The sequence below is a fragment of the Paraburkholderia sp. genome (assembly GCF_024281035.1).
GTDB lineage: Bacteria > Pseudomonadota > Gammaproteobacteria > Burkholderiales > Burkholderiaceae > Paraburkholderia.
The window spans coordinates 16,823-39,900 of sequence record NZ_JAMXLH010000077.1; the positions used below are offsets into that span (position 1 = coordinate 16,823).

A 23,078-nucleotide genomic window follows, 5' to 3' on the forward strand; every position below is an offset into this window, starting at 1 on the left:
ACGACGCATTGTTGCAGCAGCGGAACGATCGCAGGCATAAAAAAAGCGACGCCGTGCGTCGCTTTTGTCCGATTTTTGCCGCCGTGCGTGCTTTCGCGCGCCGCTCAGGTGCCGCTCAGGTGCCGCTCGGGTGCCGCTCAGGTGCCGCTCAGGCGCCGAGCCAGCGCTCGCGAAACGTGCGCGGTCCCGTGCGCTTGTCGGTGGCGGAGAGCTTGTAGCGCGCGCGTTCCGGTGCGTCGAGCGTGAGCCGCACGACACGCAGTTCGTCGCGGCGGAACGCATGGATCTCGACCTTCGCGCCCGGCTGATAGCGCGCGAGCAGGCTGTCGAGATTCGCGCCCGTCACGCGCAGGCCGTCGAACGCCATCAGCACGTCGCCAGCCGAGAGCCCCGCCTTCTGCGCCGCGCCGCCTTCGAAGACGACCGACAGCGCGGCTTCCGCGCCGCCGCGCAGACGCGCGCCGAGCGACGGCTTCGCGCCGCGCTCCGGCTCGCCGTCGAGCGACATGCCGAACGGCTCGAACAGTTCCGCGAGCGGCAAATCGCGCGTGCTGTTCACCGCGCCGTGAAAGAGGCTGCCGAGCCACACGCCGGTCGCTTCGGCAATCAGCGCCTCGACGTCTTCCTCGCTCACGCCGACCGGCTTGCCGCGATAGAAATCGCGGCCGTAGCGCTGCCACAAGAGGCGCATCACATCGTCGAGCGATTTGCGGCTGTTCGTCTCGGCGCGAATCGCGAGATCGAACGCGAGCGCCACCAGCGAGCCCTTCGTGTAATAGCTGACGATGGCGTTCGACGCGTTTTCGTCCTGGCGGTAGTACTTGATCCACGCATCGAACGAGCTTTCCGCGACGGTCTGCTTCAGGCGTCCCGTGCCGCGCAGCACGCCGCCGACCGTCTTGCCGAGGAGACCGAAATAGTCGTCGGTGGAAATGAGGCCGGTGCGCACGAGCATCAGATCGTCGTAGTAGGACGTGAAGCCCTCGAAAAGCCACAGGAGCGACGTGTAGTCCTCGCGCGTGAGGTCGTACGGCACGAACGCAGCGGGCTTGATGCGCTTCACGTTCCAGGTGTGAAAGTACTCGTGGCTGCAGAGGCCGAGGTACGTGCGATAGCCTTCGCTCATCTCGGTCTTGCCCTTCACGGGAAGATCGGTGCGATTGCAGATGAGCGCGGTCGAGGCGCGGTGTTCGAGCCCGCCGTAGCCGTCGCTCACGGCCTGCGTCATGAACACGTAGCGTTCCATCGGTGCGCGTTTCGTGCGCGGCTCGAAGAGCGCGATTTGCGCTTCGCAGATCCGCTTGATATCCGCAACGAGGCGCGCCGTATCGAGCCCGGTCACGCGGCCCGCAATCACGATGTCGTGCGGCACGGCGTACGCCTCGAAGCTCGCGAGCAGGAATTCGCCGAGCGTCACCGGATGGTCGACCAGCTCGTCATAGCTCGACGCGACGTACTCGCCGAAGCCGTAGCGCTTGGTGCCGCGCGCCTCCGTCATCGCGGTCGCGACGCGCCAGTGGCGGTACGCGTGGCCCCCGGGGCGCTGGATGTCGACGATGCACTGCGCGTCTTCCCGCCCAATCGCCGCGAGAAACACACTCGTGCCGTTGAAGAAGCCGACCGTGTCGTCCAGATGCGCCGCGCGCACCGAGAGATCCCACGCATACACCTCGTAGCGCAACGTCAGCGCGCCCTTCACCGGCGCGACCTGCCACGTGTTCTTGTCGCTCTTGGTCACGCGCACCTTGCGGCCCGCGTCGTTGAATGCGCGCAGCGTGACGATGTTGCGCGCGAACTCGCGCACCATGTAGCTGCCCGGAATCCACACGGGCAGCATGAAGCGCTGGCCCTCGGGCGCGGGATCGTCGACGGTGATGCTCACCTCGAACAGATGTGCGGCGGGTTGCTTCGGAACGATGGTGTATCGGATCGGCTTCATCGGCTGGATGGGTGACGGTGGTTCAGGGGGCGCACCTGGCGGCTGGCCCGCGGCGCGGCGCGAACGGCCAGGGCGTCGCGGACTGCGCCTCGGGCATGCGCTTCAGATTCCGCAAGAGCAGCAAACTGCGGCAGATGCGCGAGTCCGGGTCAAATGGCTGGTCCGAAAAAAACACCGGCCGCAGTAGCGGCCGGTGGGATCGGATCGACTTCAGTGCGCGTCGTTCAGTTCGCGCTCGAGCCGGCTGGCATCGACCGCGCCTGGCAGACGGCGGCCATCGGCAAGAATCACTGTGGGCGTGCCAGTCAGATTCATCTTCTCGCCGAGCGCGAGATTGCTGTCGAGTGCGGTGGTGTTGCAGTTGCCGGCGGCCGTCGGTGCGCGGCGCTCGAGCATCCACTGCTCCCACGCCTTCCCGCGATCGGCCGAACACCAGATCTGCTTCGCCTTGACCGTCGAATCAGGGGTGAGAATCGGGTAGAGGAACGTGTAGACCGTGATGTTGTCGACCGACTTCAGCGAGTTTTCGAGCTGACGGCAGTACGCGCAGTACGGGTCCGAGAACACCGCGATCTTGCGGCTTCCGTTGCCCTTCACGACCTTCACCGCATTCGCGAGCGGCAGGCTCGCGAAATCGACGCGGTTGATTTCCGAGCGGCGTGCCTCGGTGAGATTGCGGCCCGTCTTCATGTCGACGAGGTCGCCGAGCAGGACGTAGTCGCCCTTTGCGTCGGTGTACACGACCTGCGTGCCGAGGTTCACCTCGTAGAGGCCCGCCATCGGCGTCTTCGTGATGCTCTTGATCTCGGTATCGGAGCCGAGCCGCGCCTGCAGCGTGGTCTTCAGCTTGTCGGTGGCCGGATCGGCCTTCGCCGAACAGCCGAGCACGGTGCTTGCCGCCGCCAGAACCAGCGCGGCAATCCGGATTCGCGTTTGCATGAGTTACTTCCTGTTTCGACCGCGCGCGGCTCGCGCACGCCTTTATCCTCTGTGAGTGGCAAGGCCGTCGCGGCGTACCGCGCGGCCGTTGCGCCTGCACCGTTTCTCCGCCGCCGCCCTTCACCGCCTCGGCCGCTTCGGCAACCTTGGCCATTCTGAAGCCGCCGGGGCCGTGCCGCAACCGCTATTGCGGTCACGCTGCAGAGCGGCAAGCGCGCGATCACACCGCGCGCGCCGCTAGCCCAGTGCCGACGCGACGAGCCAGCGCTTGAGGAGCGGTTGCCCGCCGACGAACGCCATGCCCGTGTTGCGCACGGCACGCGCAATCGTACCGGGAATCGAGAACAGCCGCTGAAGACCATCGGTCGCAACGATCAGCTTGCGGATGTCCTCGCGGCGGCCGCGCTCGTAGCGGCGCAGCAGCACCGTGTCGCCGAGGTCGCGAAACGCTTCCTTGCCCGCGATGACTTCGACGAGCGCCGCCACGTCGCGCAATCCGAGGTTCACGCCCTGCCCCGCGAGCGGATGGATCAGGTGCGCGGCATCGCCCACCAGCGCGACGCGCGGCGCGATCAGCCGGTCGACGGTCTGCAGCGCGAGCGGGAAGCCCTGCGCGGGCGTCACGCACTCGAGCGTGCCGACCTGCTGCTGCGTCACGCGCTCGACTTCGGCTGCGAGCTGCTGCGCATCGAGCTTGACGAGCGCCGCGGCGTGATCCGTTTCCGCAGACCAGACGAGCGACACATGTTGGTCCGGCAGCGGCAGGAGCGCGATGATCTCGCCGTCACGGAACCACTGCAGCGCCGTTTCTCCGTGCGGTTTTGACGCGCGGAAATTCGCGACGACACCCGTCTGACGATACTCGCGCCGCTCGACGCCCGAGCCGATCTGCGCGCGCACCCACGAATGCGCGCCATCGGCGCCCACGGCGAGGTCGGCTTCGATCGTGCGGCCATTGGCGAGGCCGATCACGGCGGCGTCCGGCTTGACGTCGAACGTCTGCGCGCGCGAATCGATCCACGTGAGATTGGGCTGGAAGCGCAGCGCGGCATCGAGCGCGCGCTCCACGACCGACGATTCGACGATCCAGGCGAGTTGCGCCACGGACGCCTGATACGCCGAGAAGTGCAGCTCGGCGGCGGCATCGCCGAACACGCGCATGTCGTAGACGGGCGTGATCCGCGCAGCGTCAATGGCCTGCCAGACCCGCAGCCGCTCGAACAGCGACTGCGAGCTGCGTGAGAAGGCGTAGACGCGCGCGTCGAACACGGCGCCAGCAGGAAGAGGTGCGCAGGGCTGCGCAAGCAGGGCGACGCGCAGGCCGCTCTGGGTCAGCGCGAGCGCGGCCGATTTGCCGACAAGCCCGCCGCCGATCACCGCGACATCGAAAGTCTGATTGGTTGCTGTCATCCGCGCATTATAGCTGCGGCCATGGCCCCGAAGTGCTGAGCCGGCAGGGCTTGCGGGGCCGTGAACGGCACGGCTGCGGCGTCGCGGCGGCGTTATTGAAGGGCGTGCGGCGGACGCCGCTGCGGCATGCACGCAGGCGACGGGCGGCGCACTGGCGGCTCGCGCTCCCAGCACGCCCTCGGTAGGCGCCAGGTGCGCGCCAGGTGCGCGCTGCATTGCCGCACGGGGCGCTCAAATGCGGCGCGCATGCCGCAACCGGCGCACGCTGTCGTCCGGGCGAACGGGCGCGCACCCAAAGCAGCGCCCGGACAAGGTTACAATTGCGGTTTTGGGTGACCCGCGTCACTCTCCCGACGTGCCGCCTGCGCCCGCTCCGCCGCTCCCCGCGCGGAATGCGGCCGCCCCGATCCGGCGAGCCGCACGTCCCCACCCTGATATGCAGAGAATTTCATGAGCCTCCAATGCGGCATCGTCGGCTTGCCTAACGTCGGCAAGTCCACCCTGTTCAACGCCCTGACCAAGGCGGGCATCGCCGCCGAGAACTATCCGTTCTGCACGATCGAGCCGAATGTCGGCGTGGTGGAAGTGCCGGATCCGCGCATCGCGAAGCTCTCCGAGATCGTCAAGCCCGAGCGCGTCGTGCCGGCCGTCGTCGAGTTCGTGGACATCGCGGGCCTCGTCGCGGGCGCGAGCAAGGGCGAAGGACTCGGCAACCAGTTCCTCGCCAACATCCGCGAAACCGATGCGATCACGCACGTCGTGCGCTGCTTTGAAGACGAGAACGTGATCCACGTCGCGGGCAGGATCGATCCGCTCGCCGACATCGAAGTCATCAACACCGAACTCGCGCTCGCCGACCTCGGCACCGTCGAGAAGTCGCTCACGCGCTACTCGAAGGCCGCGAAGTCGGGCAACGACAAGGAAGCCGCGAAGCTCGCCGCCGTGCTGGAAAAGGCGCGCGCGCAGCTCGACCAGGCAAAGCCGGTCCGCGCGCTGAGCCTCTCCGAAGACGAACAGGCGCTCCTCAAGCCGTTCTGCCTCATCACCGCGAAGCCGACGATGTATGTGGCGAACGTGAAGGAAGACGGCTTCGCGAACAACCCGCACCTCGACGCCGTGCGCAAGTACGCCGAAGCCGAGAAATCGCCGGTCGTCGCCGTGTGCGCAGCGATCGAAGCCGAAATCGCCGATCTCGAAGACGAAGACAAGGCCGCATTTCTCGCCGACATGGGCATGGACGAGCCGGGCCTCGACCGCGTGATCCGCGCGGGCTACAAGCTGCTCGGCCTGCAGACGTACTTCACTGCGGGCGTGAAGGAAGTGCGCGCGTGGACGATCCACGTGGGCGACACCGCGCCGCAGGCGGCTGGCGTGATCCACACGGATTTCGAGCGCGGCTTCATCCGTGCGCAGACCATCGCGTTCGACGATTTCATCGCGTTCAAGGGCGAGCAAGGCTCGAAGGAAGCCGGCAAGATGCGCGCCGAAGGCAAGGAATACGTCGTGCACGACGGCGACGTGATGAATTTCCTGTTTAACGTCTGAGTTGAAATGACGGTGTGAGCGGTTCTCACCCGCTCTGATGCACCCCGACAAGCCCGCGATTCGCGGGCTTTTCTTTTGGTTCTTCGCGGCATTCCAGCGGGCGTGAGACCGCGACCCGCAAGCGGTCGCACATCGATGCCGATTCACAACTTCCCTCCTCTCACGCGTCAGGCTTTCTGGCTGGCACACGCGCCAAAATTCGCGCGATACATGAGCATTGGCACGAAAAAACGCTGAGCCGCCCATCCACATCGCGCGATCCGTAGTGGTTTCCCCTGGAACCAAATCAAGCCTTTATTTCTGAAAAGTGCTTGATTCACAACCACCCACGGAATACATTGGTTTCTTCAAAACCAATTCCGCGAGACCAAACCATGCGTTCCCTCATTACCGCTCTGGCCGCCGCGTCGGCCTTTGGCGCTGTCACAGCGCAAGCGCAGGAAGTCGTCGTCATTGGCCATTCCGCACCACTGACCGGTCCGCAAGCCGCGAACGGGAAAGACAATGAGAATGGCGCACGGCTCGCAATCGACGAACTGAACAAGCAGCACATCACCGTCGGCGGAAAGGCGGTGACGTTCAAACTGGACTCGCTGGATGACCAGGCCGACCCGAAAGTGGGTGTGCAAGTCGCCCAGAATCTCGTGGACCACAACGTGGTCGCCGTGATGGGTCCGTACAACTCGGGCGTCGCAATTCCGGCGTCACGCGTCTACAACAGCGCGGGCATTCCGATTTTGCCGGTCGCGTCGAACCCCGCACTCACCCAGCAGGGCTTCAAGACGATCTTCCGGATCGGCGCGAGCGACGAGCAGCTCGGGGGCACGATGGCCGAATTCGCGGTCAAAACGCTGAAAGCCAAAACCGCCGCCATCATCGATGACCGCACCGCATACGGTCAGGGCGTGGCGCAGCAATTCGAGCAGGTCGCGAAGGCTAATGGCCTGAAGATCGTCGACCGCCAGTTCACGAATTCCCAGGTCACCGATTTCCTCGGCATCCTCACGGCCATCAAGGCCGAAAATCCGGACGTGATTTTCTTCGGCGGTTACGCGGCGCAAGGTGCGCCCATGGCCAAGCAGATGCGGCAGCGCGGCTTGCGCGCCAAACTGCTCGGCGGCGATGGCATCTGTTCCGCCGATATGGGTAGGGTCGCGGGAGACGCCGCATCGATCGTCTATTGCGCTCAGGGTGGCGTCGCGCTGGACAAGACCGCCGAAGGCCGCGAATTCCTGAAGAAGTATCACGACACGTACCACATCGATACGCAGGTCTATGCCGTCAACTACTACGACGGCGTGAAGATGCTGGCCGATGCGATGGTCAAGGCCGGCACGACCACGGACAAGGCAAAGCTCACCGCGCAACTCGCGAAGGAAGACTATAAGGGCGTAGCAGGCACCTATTCGTTTGACGAGAAAGGCGACCTGAAAGGTGCGCCGACAACCGTGTATGTCATTCGCAATGGACTGCCGGTTCCCTACGCCCAATAACTCGCTGGAGAAAATCCGAATCCATGAAACCGACCCGCACTATTTCGACCGTCGAGGTGCACACTGGCGGCGAGGCATTCCGCATCGTCACGAGCGGTTTGCCGCGTCTGCCTGGCGACACGATCGTCCAGCGCCGCGCCTGGCTCAAGGAAAACGCCGACGATATTCGCCGCGCGCTCATGTTCGAGCCGCGCGGTCACGCAGATATGTATGGCGGCTATCTCACCGAACCGGTGTCGCCCGGCGCCGACTTTGGCGTGATCTTCCTGCACAACGAGGGCTATAGCGACCACTGCGGTCATGGTGTCATCGGGTTATCGACCGCCGCAGTCGAACTGGGCTGGGTTCAACGGACGATCCCCGAAACGCGGGTCGGCATCGACGCGCCCTGCGGATTCATCGAAGCCTTCGTCAAGTGGGATGGCGAGCACGCGGGAACGGTGCGCTTCTTCAACGTCCCGTCGTTCCTCTGGAAGCGGGACGTGACAGTCGAGACGCCCACTTTCGGCAAAGTCACGGGCGATATCGCCTACGGCGGCGCGTTTTATTTCTACGTCGATGGTGCGCCGTTCGATCTGCCGGTGCGCGAGTCGTCAGTCGAAAAGCTGATCCGCTTCGGCGCCGAAGTGAAGGAAGCCGCGAACAAGGCGTTTCCGGTCAAGCATCCCGAGATTCCCGAGATCAATCACATTTACGGGACGATTATCGCGAACGCACCGCGTCACGCCGGCTCGACGCAGGCCAATTGCTGCGTGTTCGCCGACCGCGAAGTCGATCGTTCGCCTACCGGATCGGGGACCGGCGGACGCGTTGCGCAGCTGTATGCGCGCGGCGAGCTGAAGGCGGGTGAAACCCTCGTGAACGAATCGATCGTCGGCACCGTATTCAAAGGCCGCGTGTTGAAGGAAACGTCCGTTCAAGGCATTCCCGCCGTGATTCCCGAGGTCGAAGGCGAGGCCTATATCTGTGGCTTTGCCCAATGGATCATCGATGAACGCGATCCGCTCACCTACGGTTTTCTCGTGCGTTAATTCTCCCCTTACCAGGGATTTTCGGCGCGCGTCCGGTTCACCGGCGCGCGCGTTTTTTTCGCAGACTCTTTCGTATGCGGGAAATCCGAATTCGCCGGATGGTCCGATAACCGGTCAGGTCGGCGTGATGTCGCGCTGAACGCGATGGATATGTTGCTCCACATAAAACGCAGCGGCGTCCGCGTCGCCCGTCACGATCGCTTCGTAAATAAGACGGTGCTCGGCAACGTACAGCCGGATTCGCGCGGGATCGTAGATGCCATCGTCCTTGATGCGCTTCCACAAGGACTGGTCCATTGTGTCCGCAATCTCTTGCGCGATCTTGACGAGCAGTGCGTCGCCGGTCATCACGGCGAGTTGACGGTGAAACAGCCGGTCGCTGTTATTCCAGAGCGCGCGTTCTTCCGGGTCCGCTACGTCGGTCAGCGTTTCCATCTGCTGCAGGTAATGCTCGGCGAGCGGATCGCGCTTCTTGTGAGCCGCGGCACGCCGGGCGATGGCGGGCTCCAGAATCAGGCGCACGTCCAACGTGGCCGACGGGCTGTAATCGGCCTGGAGACTCGTTGCATCATGCCCGGCCGGCACGACGGCGCGCGCAAGTATGTCGGGGGCGTCTTCGGAAACATACGTGCCCGAATTCCTGCGCGTGACGACCAGGCCTTCGTTCTGCAACGCGCCGATTGCCTCGCGAACCGCCGGCCGGCCGACGCCGAACATGGCCGCGAGTTCACGCTCGGATGGCAGGCGGGATTCCGGAAGATACCGGCCGGCACGAATTTCCGCGCGGACCTTTTCGGAAACCTGTTCGTAGATCTGCAGGGCGCGAAAATTCGCCGGGAAGTCGGTGCGTGCGGATGCCATGTGGGAACCTTGTCATGCGTTGGTCTTGAATATACCACTTAACCATAACAGAGAGGAATCTGGCTCTTTTAGAATGCCTCTTAACTCCTATTGGTCTGGTTTTAATTCCATAATAGGCCAATCAAGGTGAATAATGGATTGATTTTTATCCACATCTGGTTTAATTTTGATCCAGCTTCACACTCCTCATCACACGACGTGCCACGACATGACCACTCAACTTAAATCGTTCGACGCGAGCGCAACCGCTGCGCTGCTGGACTACCCGAAGCTCGTGCAAGTGCTGCGCGACACGATTCTCGAGTACGCGGACGGCAAGATCGTCAGCCCCGAGCGACTCGGCATCCCGCTGCAAGAAGGCGGCGTCATGCTGTCGATGCCGTCGAGCGCCGCCGAGATCGCGATCCACAAACTCGTGAATGTCTGCCCCGGCAACGGCGCACGCCAGCTTCCGACGATTCACGGTCAGGTCATCGCGTGCGATTCGGTGACGGGCGAGATGCTCTTCGTGCTCGACGGCCCGACGGTCACCGGCCGTCGCACCGCCGCGATCAGTGCGCTCGGCATCATGTCGCTGCACGCCGCTGCGCCGAAGGAAATCCTCATCATCGGGACCGGCAAGCAGGCGGCGAATCACGTCGAAGCCTTCGCGGCACTGTTCCCGCAAGCGCAAATTCTGGTCAGAGGCGGAACGCTTGAGGCCGCGCAGCGCTTCGTGGAAGGTCTGACGCAGATTGCGCCGAATCTCAGTGCACTGGATGGCGATATCCCGGATTCAGTCGATGTCGTCGTGACCGTCACGACCAGCAAGTCGCCCGTCTATAACGTACCGGCCCGTGCTGGCCGCCTCGTGATCGGCATCGGCGCATTCACGCCGGATGCCGCCGAAGTCGGCAAGGCGACTGTGGATAGCAGCTTCATCATCGTTGACGATCTGGTGGGTGCCGAACACGAAGCCGGCGACCTGATCCAGGCGGGTTTCGACTGGGACAACGCACACACGCTCGCGGATGCCATCAGGCAAAAGCTCATACCGACCGCACCCATTTTCTTCAAGAGCGTCGGGTGCGCCGCATGGGATCTCGCCGCGTGTCGCGTCGCACGTGCAAGCATTTAAGGTGCAAGCTGCGCGTTGAATCTCGAACACCGACGATAACGATGTGCAGCAAGCCCAAGCAGATCGGGATCGATTTCCTGCCTACGAAGAATCGCAACGGCGGAAAACCGCTCGGGTAATCGAGCCACATCGCGAACCACATCGAAAACGCCGGATTTCCGTCTCGACGCACACCTCCACGCCAGCAAGGCGCACCGAAGCCCGCCATCTGATCCCGACCGTTTTCCCCCGGCACACTCACATCCCCCACACCTCGTTTGAAAACGAAACGATGTGTGACCAACGTTTACGCCGTCGAAAGACGACTCCCCCAAGCGCATTGTCGTAACGTTCCGCCCCTAACCGGGCGGGCGAAGGCGCTATTTACACTTGCTTTCGATTCTTTACTCATGCGCGCTGAATTGACCCATACGATCAAACGCGGCCCGGATTGGCATTCTCGTCCGCCTCTCTCATGAATCAAATCATCGGAATGGCTCACAACAAATGACCAGCTTTGATACCGTCATTCTGGGATTCCTCACACAAATCCATCTCGCCCCGCTGCTCAATCACACGATCCGTGTGATTGCGGGACTCTATACATTCAAGGGTTTTCTGCTGATCCCGCTGTTGTGGTGGATCTGGTTCGAGCCTGGTGCGCAACGCGAGTGGCAGCGTGAAATGACGATTGCCACGGTGGCAAGCGGCCTGATTGCGCTCGCGGTGGGGCGTTTGCTCGCGCATTTTCTGCCGTTTCGCGTGCGTCCCATCTATAACCCGGACTTGCATCTGCATTTCGCCTCCGAGTCGCTGCGCGGAGCCACGCTGAGCAGCTGGAGTTCGTTTCCAAGCGATCACGCGATGCTATGGATCGCGATTTCGATGGGGATTTTCCTTATCTGGCGGCGAATCGGCACGATTGCGATTCTGTACACGGTGCTATTCATCTGTTTGCCGCGCGCGTATCTCGGCTTTCATTACCCGACCGATTTGATTGCTGGCGCAGCCATCGGTGTCGCGATCACCTACGTCATGACGCGCGATTCGGTCCGCAAACGCACCGCCGCGCCCGTTCTGCGCTGGGCGATGCGCTTTCCCGGGCCGGCATCGATGCTCGCGTTTCTCGTGTGCTTCGAGCTCGTTACGCAGTTCGACGAACTTCTCCAGCTTTTCCATTCCATGGTGAAAGCGGTGTGACGAGTGCTGTGAAGCACTGCGCCGACAACGATCAATCGGCGACAACCGGCATTGGACACACGCCAGCGAAGCAATCGTCAATAAACACATTCTTCATCGATTGCTTTCGCTGCTCGTTCGACTTTTAGCCGCACCATCCGAACGAATCACAGTCAGTCGTTCGTCGCACGTGCCCTGCCGGGGAGACGGTCGAGCCGGGATGCGATAATAGCCACAGACGACTTCGCTGACAGATTCATCGACATTCCGTCGCGCCGTCGAATCCGTATCAAACCCCGTATATACGCCGGGCGAGCGTGTCGCTCACCGCTCGATACGGTATAGCTTTGCCGGGACGTTTCGCCGCTCAAGGCCTGAGTCAGGTCTGAATAAGGTCTGAGCAACGCGCGAGCGTCGCGCTCCATTTTTCCCCGTTTCCAAAAGAATCCTCATGGCCCAATACGTCTTCACCATGAACCGGGTCGGCAAAATCGTGCCGCCCAAGCGCCAGATCCTGAAAGACATCTCGCTGTCGTTCTTCCCGGGCGCGAAGATTGGCGTGCTCGGCCTGAACGGCTCGGGCAAGTCGACGCTCATCAAGATCATGGCCGGCGTCGACAAGGACATCGAAGGCGAAGCCACGCCGATGCCCAATCTCAACATCGGCTATCTGCCCCAGGAGCCGCAGCTCGATCCGGAAAAGACCGTGCGCGAAGCGGTCGAAGAAGGTCTCGGCGACGTATTCCAGGCGCAGAAGAAGCTCGACGAAATCTACGCGGCCTACGCGGAACCCGACGCCGACTTCGACGCCCTCGCCGCCGAGCAGGCGAAATACGAGGCGATTCTCTCGTCCTCGGACGGCGGCAGCCCCGAGCAGCAGCTCGAAGTGGCCGCCGACGCGCTGCGCCTGCCGTCGTGGGACGCGAAGATCGCCAACCTCTCGGGCGGCGAGAAGCGCCGCGTCGCGCTGTGCAAGCTGCTGCTCGAAAAGCCCGACATGCTGCTGCTCGACGAACCGACCAACCACCTCGACGCCGAATCGGTCGAGTGGCTCGAACAGTTCCTCACGCGCTTCCCGGGCACCGTCGTCGCCGTGACCCACGACCGCTACTTCCTCGACAACGCCGCCGAGTGGATTCTCGAACTCGACCGCGGCCACGGCATCCCGTGGAAGGGTAATTACTCGAGCTGGCTCGACCAGAAGGAAGAGCGTCTGAAGCAGGAAGAATCGAGCGAATCGGCGCGCCAGAAGGCGATCAAGAAGGAACTGGAGTGGGTGCGCCAGAATCCGAAGGGCCGCCAGGCGAAGTCGAAGGCGCGTATCGCGCGCTTCGAGGAACTGTCGAGCCAGGAATACCAGAAGCGCAACGAAACGCAGGAAATCTTCATTCCGGCGGGCGAGCGTCTCGGCAATGAAGTCATCGAGTTCAAGAACGTCAGCAAGTCGTACGGCGACCGTCTGCTCATCGACAACCTGAGCTTCAAGATTCCCGCGGGCGCGATCGTCGGCATCATCGGGCCGAACGGCGCGGGCAAGTCGACGCTCTTTCGCATGCTCACCGGCAAGGAGCAGCCGGATTCGGGCGAGATCGTGGAAGGTCCGACCGTCAAGCTCGCGTACGTGGACCAGAGCCGCGACGCGCTCGACGGAAGCAAGACCGTGTTCGAGGAAATCTCGGGCGGTGCAGACATACTCGCCGTGGGCAAGTACGAAACGCCGTCGCGGGCCTATATCGGCCGCTTCAACTTCAAGGGTTCGGACCAGCAGAAGGTGGTCGGCAACCTGTCGGGCGGCGAGCGCGGCCGTCTGCATCTCGCGAAGACGCTGATCGCGGGCGGCAACGTGCTGCTGCTCGACGAGCCGTCGAACGACCTCGACGTCGAAACGCTGCGCGCGCTCGAAGACGCGCTGCTCGAATTCGCAGGCTCGGTGATGGTGATCTCGCACGATCGCTGGTTCCTCGACCGTATCGCCACACACATCCTCGCGTTCGAAGGCGACTCGCAGGTCACGTTCTTCGACGGCAACTACCACGAGTACGAAGCCGACAAGATCAAGCGCCTCGGCGAGGAAGCCGCGCGTCCGAAGCGTCTGCGCTACAAGCCGATCAGCCGCTAAGTGCGAAGGCGTCCGCTGCCTGCTCGGCGGCGGACGCGCTGTCTCGCCGGATTTTTGCGGGGTTTGCCGCTGCCCGCGATTGCCGCGCGGTTAGCGGCGCGGCTCAGGCGCGACTCAGGCGCGGCTCAACCGGGCAGGCCCAGGTCGCGCAGGCGAGCGCCGGTGGCGGCGTCGCTCGTGTGATGCACGCCGTGCCAGCCAAGCGCCGTAGCGGCTTCGGCGTTGTGGCGGTTATCGTCGATGAAGACGAGTTCTGCGGGCGCAATGCCCGGCAGTTGCGCCTCGATGCGGCGGAACATCTCGTGAAAGATCGCCGGATCGGGCTTCACGAGTTTCACGCGCCCCGACACGACGATATCGCGGCAGCGCCGCAGCACCTCGTAGCGCTCCCACGCCCACGGAAACGTCTCCGCCGACCAGTTCGTGAGGCCGAAGAGCGGCACGCCCGCCGCCTCCAGCCGGTCGAACGTCGCCACCCCGCCTTCGAGCAGCCCGCCGATCATCTCGGGCCAGCGCGCGTAGAACGCGCGAATCAGCGCCTCGTACGCCGGATACTTCGCGACGAGTTCCGCCGTGCCCTCGGCAATCGACTGACCGCCGTCCTGGCGGATCACCCAGTCCATCGTGCAAACGTGCGTGAAGAACAAGCGCCGCTCGGCGTCGTCGGGAATCAGCTTGCGGTACAGATATTCCGGGCTCCAGTCCACCAGCACGCCGCCGAAGTCGAACACCACTGCCTTGATCGCCATCGCCGCCGTCCGCGTCAGACCGGTTGCGTGCGCGCTTCGAGCCACGCGAGCGCCGCGCCCGAGACGTGCGGCGACACGCGCCGCCGCACCGTTTCGTGATACGCGTTGAGCCACGCGCGCTCGTCGTCGCGCAACAGCGTCAAGTCGATGCAGCGCGTGTCGATCGGGCAGAGCGTCAGCGTCTCGAACTTCAGGAATTCGCCGAATTCGGTCTTTTGCGCCGCCTGATTCAGCACGAGGTTTTCGATGCGCACGCCCCACTTGCCCGGCCGGTAGAGGCCCGGCTCGATCGACGTGATCATGCCCTCTTCCATCGCGGTCCACGGCTCGGGGCTCGCGTAGTGCGAGATCACCTGCGGGCCCTCGTGAACGTTCAGGAAATAGCCGACGCCGTGCCCGGTGCCGTGGCCGTAGTCCGCGCCCGCTTCCCAGATCGGCGCGCGCGCGATGGCGTCGAGCATCGGCGAGCGGACGCCGCGCGGAAACTGCGCGCGCGACAGCGCCATCGTGCCCTTGAGGACGATCGTGAAGTCGCGCTTTTGCTCCGCGCTCGGCGTGCCGATGGGCACGACGCGCGTGATGTCGGTCGTACCGTCGAGATACTGGCCGCCCGAGTCGATCAGCAGAAGGCCGTTTCCTTCGATCACGCTGTGCGATTCGGGCGTGGCGCGGTAATGCGGCATCGCGCCATTGGCGTTGAAGCCCGCGATCGTCCCGAACGACGGTGAAACGTAGCCGGGCCGCCGTGCGCGCTCGGCGGTGAGCTTTTCGTCGATGGTGAGTTCGGTGATGGTTTCGCGGCCGAGCGCCTGTTCGAACCACGCGAAGAATTCGGCGAGCGCCGCGCCGTCCTGCTCCATCGTCGCGCGCACGTGTTCGGCTTCGACGGCCGTCTTGCGCGACTTGAAGAAGGTGCTCGGATTGATCGATTCGACCAGCTTCACCGCCGACGGCACCGCCTGCAGCAAGCCAAACGTCACGCGCCGCGGATCGACGAGCAGCGTTGCGCCCGCGGGCAGCGCGGCGAGCGCCGACGCCGCCTGCGCATACGGCGCGAGGTGCACGTCCTCGCGCGCGAGCGATTGCGCGAGTGCTTCGGGCACCTTGCCCTCGGCGACGAAGAGCGTCGCGCGATCCGGCCCGATCAGTGCGTGCGCGACGAATACCGGGTTGTAGGTCACATCGGCGCCGCGCAGGTTGAAGATCCACGCGAGATCGTCGAGCGTCGAGATGAAATGCCACTGCGCGCCCTTTTCCTGCATCGCGCGGCGCACCTGGCCGAGCTTGCCGGCGCGGCCCGCGTCGGCGTGCGGCGCGGTGTGCTCGTAGACCGGCCCAACGGGCAGCGTGGGACGCGCGGGCCACACTTCATCGAGCAGATCGAGGTCGGTACGCAGCGTCACGCCGCGCGCGCCGAGCGCATCGGACAGCACGCGCGCCGAGGCGACGCCGAGCACGGCGCCATCCACCGCGACCGTGCCGCCCGCCGGGACGTTCTGCGCGAGCCATTCGACGTGCGGCGTGGTCTGCTGGCCGCCCATCATCTTCATCAGGTCGACGCCGGTGCCCGCGAGCTGGTTTTCGGCCTGCACCCAGTAGCGGCTGTCGACCCAGACGCCCGCGAAGTCCTTCGTCACGACCAGCGTGCCCACGGAACCGGTGAAGCCCGAGAGCCATTGGCGGCCCTGCCAGCGCGGCGGCAGGTATTCGGAAAGATGCGGATCGGCGGACGGGACGAGTGCCGCGTCGACGCCCGCACGCGTCATGGCGGCGCGCAGCGCGGCGATCCGCTCGGGGATCGTGGAGTTTTCGGGGAGTCGGGCGTTCATGATTTCACCTGCAAGAAGAATTGATGCGGGACGGCGGCGGCACGGCAGCCGGTCACCATGAGCAAAAGAGCGGCATTCAGCGGCGCACGCGCAGCGCGACGGCCACAGCCACGAAAACCAGCGCGAACGCCGTGCATACCGGCCATTCGAGCAGCTCGCCGTCATGGAAGAGCCCGGTGGCGCGCCCGGCGACGCGTGCGAGCGCAGCGCCCAGCACGCCCGCCATGACGGCCAGCACGAAGCCGCCGCGCGCTCGCGCGCGCATCGGATGCAGCCACCAGCCTGCTGCGCCGACCACAACGCCGATTACGACAATGCCGGGCCAGCCCATCAGGGGCGGAGCCTCGCGAAAGTCGGAAAGTACGGATCAGGCGGTTCGGGCAGTCGCATCGTGCGGACTAACATGTCTCTAAAGCATTGGCTGGCTTGTGCCTGGCTTGTGCCTGGTTTATGGCCGGGAAACGGTCGGCCTGGCGCTTCGCGCGTAGCGGTTGAGTGTAGGGGGCGAGATAGCGCAAGGCAAGCGCGGCCGGGTTACCGCGCAGCCGGCCGCGTAATGTCTACTATGCGATTGCCGGTTTGACTGGTATGCGAGGACCTGTCCTGGACGCACGAGAATCGCGCCCCGTTTTAGTGGGTTTGGCCCGTGTACGGCCATGCATAAATCGGCCGGAATCGCCGGAATTACCGCTCCGCGACGTTCAGTCGCGCGAATTAAAACGTGTACATTACAGGTGCGCGGCACACTCCGTTCAAGCCATCAGAGCGCTGTAACTGCTTGTTTACCAACGGATCAAATGGTCTGCCAACTAGCAGGACGGCCGCCGCCAGGCCGGGAAATCACCGTTCGTGCTGATACCCTTACAGAATGCGAGGAAAAGCTATAATGACGACCAAATTCTCGCTACATGGTATGCAGCTTCTAACGATCGGAATCAATCACCACACTGCGCCTGTCGCCTTGCGCGAACGCGTGTCGTTTCCGCTCGAACAGATCAAGCCCGCGCTCGCTCTGTTCAAGGAAGCGTGGTCGGGCCGCCGCGCGATCAGCGCGCCTGAGGCAGCCATTCTCTCCACGTGCAATCGCACGGAGCTCTACTGCGCCAGCGACGACAACGCTTCACGCGACGCCGCCATCCACTGGCTTTCGCAGTACCACGGCATCCGCGCAGAAGACCTCGCACCGCACGTCTACGCGCTACCGCAGTCCGAAGCGGTGCGCCATGCGTTCCGCGTGGCGTCGGGGCTCGATTCCATGGTGCTCGGCGAGACGCAGATCCTCGGCCAGATGAAGACTGCCGTGCGCACCGCCACCGAGGCCGGCGCACTGGGCACGTATCTGAACCAGTTGTTCCAGCGCACCTTCGCCGTCGCGAAGGAAGTGCGCGGCACGACGGAAATCGGCGCGCAATCGGTTTCGATGGCTGCCGCCGCCGTTCGCCTCGCGCAGCGCATCTTCGAGAAGATTTCGAGCCAGCGCGTGCTGTTCATCGGCGCGGGCGAAATGATCGAGCTGTGCGCCGCGCACTTCGCCGCGCACCAGCCGCGCGAACTGGTCGTGGCGAACCGCACGGCCGAGCGCGGGCACTATGTCGCCGAACGCTTCGGCGGCAACTCGATGCCGCTCTCCGATTTGCCCGCACGTATGCACGAGTTCGACATCATCGTGTCGTGCACGGCGTCGACGCTGCCGATCATCGGCCTGGGCGCGGTCGAACGCGCCGTCAAGGCGCGTCGCCACCGCCCGATCTTCATGGTCGACCTCGCCGTGCCGCGCGACATCGAACCCGAAGTCGGCAAGCTCGAAGACGTGTTTCTCTACACCGTCGACGACCTCGGCACGATCGTGCGCGAAGGCAATGCCTCGCGCCAGGCCGCCGTCGCACAGGCCGAGACGATCATCGAGACGCGCGTCGCCAATTTCATGCAGTGGCTCGACGCACGCAGCATCGTGCCGGTCATCCGCCATATGCACACCCAGGCCGACTTGCTGCGCCGCGCCGAACTCGAGCGCGCACGCAAGCTGCTCGCACGCGGCGACGATCCGGCGGCGGTGCTCGAAGCGCTCTCGCAGTCGCTCACGAACAAGCTGATCCACGGTCCGACGCACGCGCTCAACAACGCGAGCGGCGAAGACCGCGACTCGCTCATCGAACTGATGAGCGGTTTCTACCGGCACGGCCAATCCGGCCAGGCGAGCCAGTCTGGTCGTGAGGCTCGCGACACCCAGGCCGCGCCTGCCGCCTCTTCCGTGGCGAACACCACGTCTGAATCGTCCGGTTCTTCGGACCGTTAGCGGCGCGATCCGCTAAGCGGCGCGTTCCCCACGCGCCGCGACCGGGCCTACAGCCCGCTCTTCTCTTTCCCCCTCGCACGACTTTCCGGAGACAACTCCGAGCCGCCCGATGAAAACGAGCATGCAATTGAAGCTCGACCAGCTGACTACGCGTCTGGCCGAGCTGAACGATCTTTTGAGCCGTCCCGATGTGACGTCGAACCGCGACCAGTACCGCAAGCTCACACGCGAGCACGCGGAACTGGAGCCGGTGGTCGCGCACTACGCGCAGTGGCGCCAGGCCAAGGACGACGAACTCGCCGCAAAAGACCTGCTCGCGGACGTTTCGATGCGCGAATTCGCCGAAGAAGAGGTGAAAAGCGCGCGCGATCGCATGGTGCAGCTGCAGATGGACCTGCAGAAGATGCTGCTGCCGAAGGATCCCAACGACGAGCGCAACGTGTTCCTCGAAATCCGCGCGGGCACGGGCGGCGACGAATCGGCGCTGTTCGCGGGCGACCTGCTGCGCATGTACCTGCGCTACGCGGAGCGCAACCGCTGGCAGACGGAGATGATGTCGGCGAGCGAATCGGACCTCGGCGGTTACAAGGAAGTGATCGTGCGGATCGCGGGCGAGGCTGCGTATTCGAAGCTCAAGTTCGAGTCGGGCGGGCACCGCGTGCAGCGCGTGCCGGCCACGGAAACGCAGGGCCGCATCCACACGTCGGCGTGCACGGTCGCGGTGATGCCCGAAGCCGACGAGATCGGCGAAGTCCAGATCAATCCTGCCGATCTGCGCATCGACACCTTCCGCGCCTCGGGCGCAGGCGGCCAGCACATCAACAAGACCGATTCGGCGGTGCGCGTGACGCACCTTCCGACCGGCATCGTCGTCGAGTGCCAGGACGACCGCTCGCAGCACAAGAACAAGGACCGCGCGCTCAAGGTGCTCGCCGCGCGCATCAACGACAAGCAGCGCCAGGAACAGCACGCGAAGGAAGCGGCGACGCGCAAGAGCCTCGTCGGCTCGGGCGACCGCTCGGAGCGCATCCGCACGTACAACTTCCCGCAAGGGCGTCTCACCGATCACCGCATCAACCTGACGCTGTATCGGCTCGAATCGATCATGGACGGCGATCTCGACGAACTGATCGGCGCACTCGTCTCCGAGCATCAGGCCGAGCAGCTCGCCTCGCTCGGCGACGCCGACTGACGCACGCCAAATCCACATCCACATCCACCTCCACCTCCACATCCGTGAACGCGAACGCCGTCACCGCCGACGCTCTGCTGCGCGCCTCGCCGCTGCCCGCGCTGGAAGCGCGCGTACTGCTCATGCACGTGCTCGGCTGGCGCCGCACCGAACTCATCACGCGCGGCGACGAAACGCTCGATAACGCGCAGGTTCTCGCGTATCGCGCGCTCGAAGCGCGGCGCGCGCACGGCGAACCGGTCGCGCAACTGGTCGGCAGGCGCGAGTTTTACGGCCTCGATTTCGACGTCACGCCCGACGTGCTGATTCCGCGCCCGGAAACCGAGCTTCTGGTCGAAACGGCGCTCGCGGCCCTCGACGGCCTCACCGCGCCGCGCGTGCTCGATCTCGGCACCGGCAGCGGCGCGATCGCCGTGGCGATCGCCTCGGCGCGGCCCGACACTCGGATCTGGACCGTCGACCGCTCGGCCGCTGCGCTCGCCGTCGCGAAGCGCAACGCGCAGCGCCTGCTCGACGCCAAGCGGCCCGGCGGCGAACTCGTCTTTGTCGCGGGCAGCTGGTACGACACGCTCGATCCGTCGCTGCGCTTCGAGGTCATCGTCAGCAATCCGCCGTACATCGCGAGCGGCGATCCGCATCTCGAGGAGGGCGACCTGCGCTTCGAGCCGCGTGGCGCGCTCACCGACGAAGCCGACGGTCTTACCGCCCTGCGCGCGATTGTCGCGGGCGCGCCCGCGCGCCTTACGCCCGGCGGCGTTCTGTGGGTCGAGCACGGCTACGACCAGGCGGCCGCGGTGCGCGCGCTGCTGCCGGCGCAGGGTTTCGCCGATGCGCGCTCGCACAGGGATCTCGCGGGCATCGAGCGCATCAGCGGCGCGCGCCTGCCGAACTAAAACGCACGGCGCAAGCACGGCACAAGCATGGCGCGAGCACAGCGCAGGCACGACACGTAGCCGCCTCGAACCTCCCGATTGCCCCTACAGGACGCGGTCGGACGCCCGCTGGCATCGGCGAAATCCGCTATCATTTCAACCTGTTCCGCATTCAAACATTGCAAGGTCAGTCATGGACACCCAACAACGCATCAAGCAGATCGTCGATGAAAACACCGTCGTCCTCTTCATGAAGGGCAACGCACAATTCCCGATGTGCGGCTTCTCGGGCCGCGCGGTGCAAATCCTCAACGCCTGCGGCCTCGACAAGTTCAAGACCGTCAACGTCCTCGACGACGACGAAATCCGCCAGGGCATCAAGGACTTCTCGAACTGGCCGACCATTCCCCAGCTCTACGTGAAGGGTGAATTCATCGGCGGCGCGGACATCATGATGGAGATGTACGAAAAGGGCGAACTGCAGCAGCTCTTCACCCAGGCCTAAGCGCCTCGGGGACGGCGGCCATCCGCCGGCCGTCCCGGCCTCGCGCGCCGCTTCATGCTTCACCTGTCGCTGCTTCGCCTGTTGCTTCTTCACACGCGCCCCGCCCGTTCGTGAACGCTCCCCGCATTGCTCGCCAAGCCGCCGCCAAAGCCGCTCCGCGCAGACTGATCGTCGCGATCACCGGCGCAACCGGCGCGATCTATGGCGTGCGCATCCTCGACATGCTGCGCGACCTGGGCGGCGTCGAAACCCATCTGCTGATTTCCTCCGCCGGCTGGCTCAACATCCAGCACGAGCTGCAGCTCGCGAAAGACGATCTCCACGCGCGCGCGGACGTCGTGCATTCGGTGCGGGACGTCGGTGCGAGCATTGCATCCGGCTCGTTCGCGACCGACGGCATGATCGTCGCGCCGTGCTCGATGAAAACGCTCGCGAGCGTCGCACACGGACTCTCGGACAACCTGATCGCCCGCGCAGCCGACGTCACGCTCAAGGAGCGTCGCCGCCTCGTGCTGCTCGTGCGCGAAACGCCGTTCAACCTCGCGCACCTGCGCAACATGACGGCGGTGACCGAAATGGGCGGCATCATCTTCCCGCCGCTGCCCGCGTTCTACAACAAGCCTGCCTCGATCGACGAAATGGTCGATCAGACCGTCGCGCGCGTACTCGACCTGTTCGGGCTCGGCACCACGCTCTCGCCCGTGTGGCAAGGGCTCGGCGACAGCGCGGACTGACGCAGCCCCACGCTTTCCGCCGCTTCACGCGCGCTGTCACACCCGTCGATTATCAACAGCGGGTAGACGATCAATTCTCTTTAGGCACGTTTAATTCGTAACGGTGCGCATTTATATTGATCGGCATAGAACCTTTACCGCCGCCTCGCCGCGGCCCGCGATCATGACCACCGCTTCCACCGCTTCCCGCCTGCCTACCGTTTTCCTGTCGCACGGCGCGCCGACGCTGCCCATCGACCCGTCGCTGCCTTCGGGCGCGTTCACCGCGCTGTCCGCGGATCTGCCGCGCCCCGAATCGATACTGATGTTGTCCGCACACTGGTGCACGCTGCGACCGGTCGTGAGCACCGCGACGCAGCCCGAAACGATCCACGATTTCTACGGCTTTCCGCGCGCGCTCTATGAGATCGAGTATCCGGCGCCGGGCGCGCCCGTTGCCGCCCAGCACGCAGCGGCACTACTGCGCGCGCACGGCGTGGCGGTCGACGAGGAAGCGCACGGCCTCGACCACGGCACATGGGTGCCGATGCTGCTGATGTTTCCGAAAGCCGATGTGCCGGTCGCCCAGTTGTCGATCCAGCCGCGCGCCGACGCCGCGCATCACTTCGCCATCGGCCGCGCGCTGCGCGCCTTGCGCGACGAAGGCGTGATGGTGATCGGCTCGGGCCAGATCACGCACAACCTGCGCGAAGCGGATTTTTCCGCTCGCCCGGAAGACGCCGATCCGCGCGTCGCCGAATTCACGGACTGGTTCGAAGCGCATCTCGCCGCCCGCGATATCGACGCCCTGCTCGACTATCGCCGTCGCGCACCGCACGCGCAGCTCATGCACCCGACCGACGAGCACCTGCTGCCGGTTTTCACGGCGCTCGGCGCCGCCGACGACGATTACACGCTCGGCATCCAGTCGCTCGGCACCTACCAGCGCGCGCTCGCGATGACGAACTACGTGTTCGGCGTAAGCGACTCCGCGCAGCACTGATCGCCGATCACCGTGCGCGCATCACGCGCGAGCATGAAAAAACCCGCCTGAATCGCTTCAGGCGGGTTTTTTTCGTTGCCTCGACCGCGGCTTGCGCCGCGGTTCGACATCAGGCGCTAAGTGCAGCCGATCAGTTCAGCCGCTCAGTGCAGCAGATCAGTGCAGCAGATCAGTGAGCGCCAATGCCTTCGAGCACTTCGTCGTGTTCCTCGCGTTCCTTGAGGTACGGCGTGCGGTAGCCCGAGCTGACGCCCCAGTAGTAGAAAGCGAGTGCGACAAGCGCGACCACCAGCATGTCCCAGCCGTA

Annotated in this window: 18 protein-coding genes and 1 pseudogene; 12 read left to right on the forward strand and 7 right to left on the reverse strand. The window is 64.5% G+C overall.

The window, feature by feature from the left end:
• Window positions 1–148 precede the first annotated feature (148 nt).
• From Q0L30_RS24575 to Q0L30_RS24585, 3 genes are all read right to left on the reverse strand, one after another.
• A complete protein-coding gene (locus tag Q0L30_RS24575) occupies window positions 149–1,939 on the reverse strand; it encodes a M61 family metallopeptidase (protein ID WP_296663156.1) in 1,791 nt (596 codons plus the stop codon).
• A gap of 210 nt (window positions 1,940–2,149) precedes the next feature.
• A complete protein-coding gene (locus Q0L30_RS24580) occupies window positions 2,150–2,878 on the reverse strand; it encodes a DsbC family protein (protein ID WP_296663159.1) in 729 nt (242 codons plus the stop codon).
• Window positions 2,879–3,115: 237 nt separating this feature from the next.
• Window positions 3,116–4,288, reverse strand: coding sequence for a UbiH/UbiF family hydroxylase (locus Q0L30_RS24585; RefSeq protein ID WP_296663162.1), 1,173 nt, complete (start codon window positions 4,286–4,288; stop codon window positions 3,116–3,118).
• Window positions 4,289–4,738: 450 nt separating this feature from the next.
• Between Q0L30_RS24585 and ychF the strand changes: the two genes are divergently transcribed.
• The 3 genes from ychF (at window position 4,739) to lhpH (ending at window position 8,357) form a co-directional block, all read left to right on the forward strand.
• Window positions 4,739–5,833, forward strand: coding sequence for a redox-regulated ATPase YchF (gene ychF, locus Q0L30_RS24590; RefSeq protein ID WP_296663165.1), 1,095 nt, complete (start codon window positions 4,739–4,741; stop codon window positions 5,831–5,833).
• Window positions 5,834–6,207: 374 nt separating this feature from the next.
• Window positions 6,208–7,326, forward strand: a complete 1,119-nt coding sequence (locus Q0L30_RS24595; RefSeq protein WP_296663168.1) for a branched-chain amino acid ABC transporter substrate-binding protein — start codon at window positions 6,208–6,210, stop codon at window positions 7,324–7,326.
• 23 nt (window positions 7,327–7,349) lie between these two features.
• Window positions 7,350–8,357 (forward strand): trans-3-hydroxy-L-proline dehydratase, encoded by a 1,008-nt coding sequence (gene lhpH, locus Q0L30_RS24600; RefSeq protein ID WP_296663170.1) that lies wholly within the window; start codon window positions 7,350–7,352, stop codon window positions 8,355–8,357.
• Window positions 8,358–8,471: 114 nt separating this feature from the next.
• Here lhpH and Q0L30_RS24605 read toward each other — a convergent pair whose 3' ends face one another.
• Entirely contained in the window at window positions 8,472–9,218 is a 747-nt protein-coding gene (locus tag Q0L30_RS24605; RefSeq protein ID WP_296663173.1) for a GntR family transcriptional regulator, read from the reverse strand.
• Between the two features lie 208 nt (window positions 9,219–9,426).
• Here Q0L30_RS24605 and lhpI point away from each other — a divergent pair, with 208 nt between their 5' ends.
• The 3 genes from lhpI (at window position 9,427) to ettA (ending at window position 13,612) form a co-directional block, all read left to right on the forward strand.
• Window positions 9,427–10,335 carry a bifunctional Delta(1)-pyrroline-2-carboxylate/Delta(1)-piperideine-2-carboxylate reductase gene (lhpI, locus tag Q0L30_RS24610; RefSeq protein WP_296663176.1) on the forward strand — a complete coding sequence of 303 codons (909 nt, stop codon included), beginning with the start codon at window positions 9,427–9,429 and terminating at the stop codon, window positions 10,333–10,335.
• 486 nt (window positions 10,336–10,821) lie between these two features.
• Window positions 10,822–11,514 (forward strand): phosphatase PAP2 family protein, encoded by a 693-nt coding sequence (locus Q0L30_RS24615; RefSeq protein WP_296663179.1) that lies wholly within the window; start codon window positions 10,822–10,824, stop codon window positions 11,512–11,514.
• Between the two features lie 430 nt (window positions 11,515–11,944).
• Window positions 11,945–13,612, forward strand: coding sequence for an energy-dependent translational throttle protein EttA (gene ettA / locus Q0L30_RS24620; protein ID WP_296663182.1), 1,668 nt, complete (start codon window positions 11,945–11,947; stop codon window positions 13,610–13,612).
• Window positions 13,613–13,737: 125 nt separating this feature from the next.
• On the opposite strand, the gene Q0L30_RS24625 is transcribed toward ettA, so the two are convergent.
• The 3 genes from Q0L30_RS24625 to Q0L30_RS24635 form a co-directional block, all read right to left on the reverse strand.
• Complete coding sequence (locus Q0L30_RS24625; protein WP_296663185.1) at window positions 13,738–14,361, reverse strand: HAD family hydrolase; 624 nt, start codon at window positions 14,359–14,361, stop codon at window positions 13,738–13,740.
• 14 nt (window positions 14,362–14,375) lie between these two features.
• Window positions 14,376–16,190, reverse strand: a complete 1,815-nt coding sequence (locus tag Q0L30_RS24630) for an aminopeptidase P family protein (RefSeq protein WP_296663188.1) — start codon at window positions 16,188–16,190, stop codon at window positions 14,376–14,378.
• A gap of 76 nt (window positions 16,191–16,266) precedes the next feature.
• Window positions 16,267–16,521, reverse strand: coding sequence for a hypothetical protein (locus Q0L30_RS24635; RefSeq protein ID WP_296663190.1), 255 nt, complete (start codon window positions 16,519–16,521; stop codon window positions 16,267–16,269).
• Between the two features lie 582 nt (window positions 16,522–17,103).
• Between Q0L30_RS24635 and hemA the strand changes: the two are divergent.
• From hemA to Q0L30_RS24665, 6 genes and pseudogenes are all read left to right on the forward strand, one after another.
• Window positions 17,104–18,369 (forward strand): annotated as a pseudogene (hemA, locus tag Q0L30_RS24640) (glutamyl-tRNA reductase); the annotation flags it as partial.
• A gap of 226 nt (window positions 18,370–18,595) precedes the next feature.
• The gene (gene prfA / locus Q0L30_RS24645) at window positions 18,596–19,678 is read left to right on the forward strand and encodes a peptide chain release factor 1 (protein WP_296663193.1); all 1,083 of its coding nucleotides are present in this window, start codon (window positions 18,596–18,598) and stop codon (window positions 19,676–19,678) included.
• 44 nt (window positions 19,679–19,722) lie between these two features.
• A complete protein-coding gene (gene prmC / locus Q0L30_RS24650) occupies window positions 19,723–20,571 on the forward strand; it encodes a peptide chain release factor N(5)-glutamine methyltransferase (protein ID WP_296663196.1) in 849 nt (282 codons plus the stop codon).
• A gap of 172 nt (window positions 20,572–20,743) precedes the next feature.
• Window positions 20,744–21,055, forward strand: coding sequence for a Grx4 family monothiol glutaredoxin (gene grxD / locus Q0L30_RS24655; protein WP_296663199.1), 312 nt, complete (start codon window positions 20,744–20,746; stop codon window positions 21,053–21,055).
• A 110-nt stretch (window positions 21,056–21,165) separates the two neighbouring features.
• Window positions 21,166–21,789 (forward strand): UbiX family flavin prenyltransferase, encoded by a 624-nt coding sequence (locus Q0L30_RS24660; RefSeq protein WP_296663201.1) that lies wholly within the window; start codon window positions 21,166–21,168, stop codon window positions 21,787–21,789.
• Window positions 21,790–21,952: 163 nt separating this feature from the next.
• Window positions 21,953–22,771, forward strand: a complete 819-nt coding sequence (locus Q0L30_RS24665; protein ID WP_296663205.1) for a class III extradiol ring-cleavage dioxygenase — start codon at window positions 21,953–21,955, stop codon at window positions 22,769–22,771.
• The last annotated feature ends 307 nt before the right edge of the window (window positions 22,772–23,078 follow it).

Bases quoted from the DNA above. Each gene is read 5' to 3' on its own strand.
- Q0L30_RS24595 (WP_296663168.1), top strand. From the start codon at position 6,208: ATGCGTTCCCTCATTACCGCTCTGGCCGCCGCGTCGGCCTTTGGCGCT.
- ettA (WP_296663182.1), top strand. From the start codon at position 11,945: ATGGCCCAATACGTCTTCACCATGAACCGGGTCGGCAAAATCGTGCCG.
- Q0L30_RS24635 (WP_296663190.1), bottom strand. From the start codon at position 16,521: ATGGGCTGGCCCGGCATTGTCGTAATCGGCGTTGTGGTCGGCGCAGCA.
- Q0L30_RS24580 (WP_296663159.1), bottom strand. From the start codon at position 2,878: ATGCAAACGCGAATCCGGATTGCCGCGCTGGTTCTGGCGGCGGCAAGC.
- Q0L30_RS24615 (WP_296663179.1), top strand. From the start codon at position 10,822: ATGACCAGCTTTGATACCGTCATTCTGGGATTCCTCACACAAATCCAT.
- ychF (WP_296663165.1), top strand. From the start codon at position 4,739: ATGAGCCTCCAATGCGGCATCGTCGGCTTGCCTAACGTCGGCAAGTCC.
- lhpH (WP_296663170.1), top strand. From the start codon at position 7,350: ATGAAACCGACCCGCACTATTTCGACCGTCGAGGTGCACACTGGCGGC.
- Q0L30_RS24605 (WP_296663173.1), bottom strand. From the start codon at position 9,218: ATGGCATCCGCACGCACCGACTTCCCGGCGAATTTTCGCGCCCTGCAG.
- lhpI (WP_296663176.1), top strand. From the start codon at position 9,427: ATGACCACTCAACTTAAATCGTTCGACGCGAGCGCAACCGCTGCGCTG.
- grxD (WP_296663199.1), top strand. From the start codon at position 20,744: ATGGACACCCAACAACGCATCAAGCAGATCGTCGATGAAAACACCGTC.
- Q0L30_RS24630 (WP_296663188.1), bottom strand. From the start codon at position 16,190: ATGAACGCCCGACTCCCCGAAAACTCCACGATCCCCGAGCGGATCGCC.
- Q0L30_RS24625 (WP_296663185.1), bottom strand. From the start codon at position 14,361: ATGGCGATCAAGGCAGTGGTGTTCGACTTCGGCGGCGTGCTGGTGGAC.
- Q0L30_RS24665 (WP_296663205.1), top strand. From the start codon at position 21,953: ATGACCACCGCTTCCACCGCTTCCCGCCTGCCTACCGTTTTCCTGTCG.
- prfA (WP_296663193.1), top strand. From the start codon at position 18,596: ATGAAAACGAGCATGCAATTGAAGCTCGACCAGCTGACTACGCGTCTG.
- Q0L30_RS24575 (WP_296663156.1), bottom strand. From the start codon at position 1,939: ATGAAGCCGATCCGATACACCATCGTTCCGAAGCAACCCGCCGCACAT.
- Q0L30_RS24585 (WP_296663162.1), bottom strand. From the start codon at position 4,288: ATGACAGCAACCAATCAGACTTTCGATGTCGCGGTGATCGGCGGCGGG.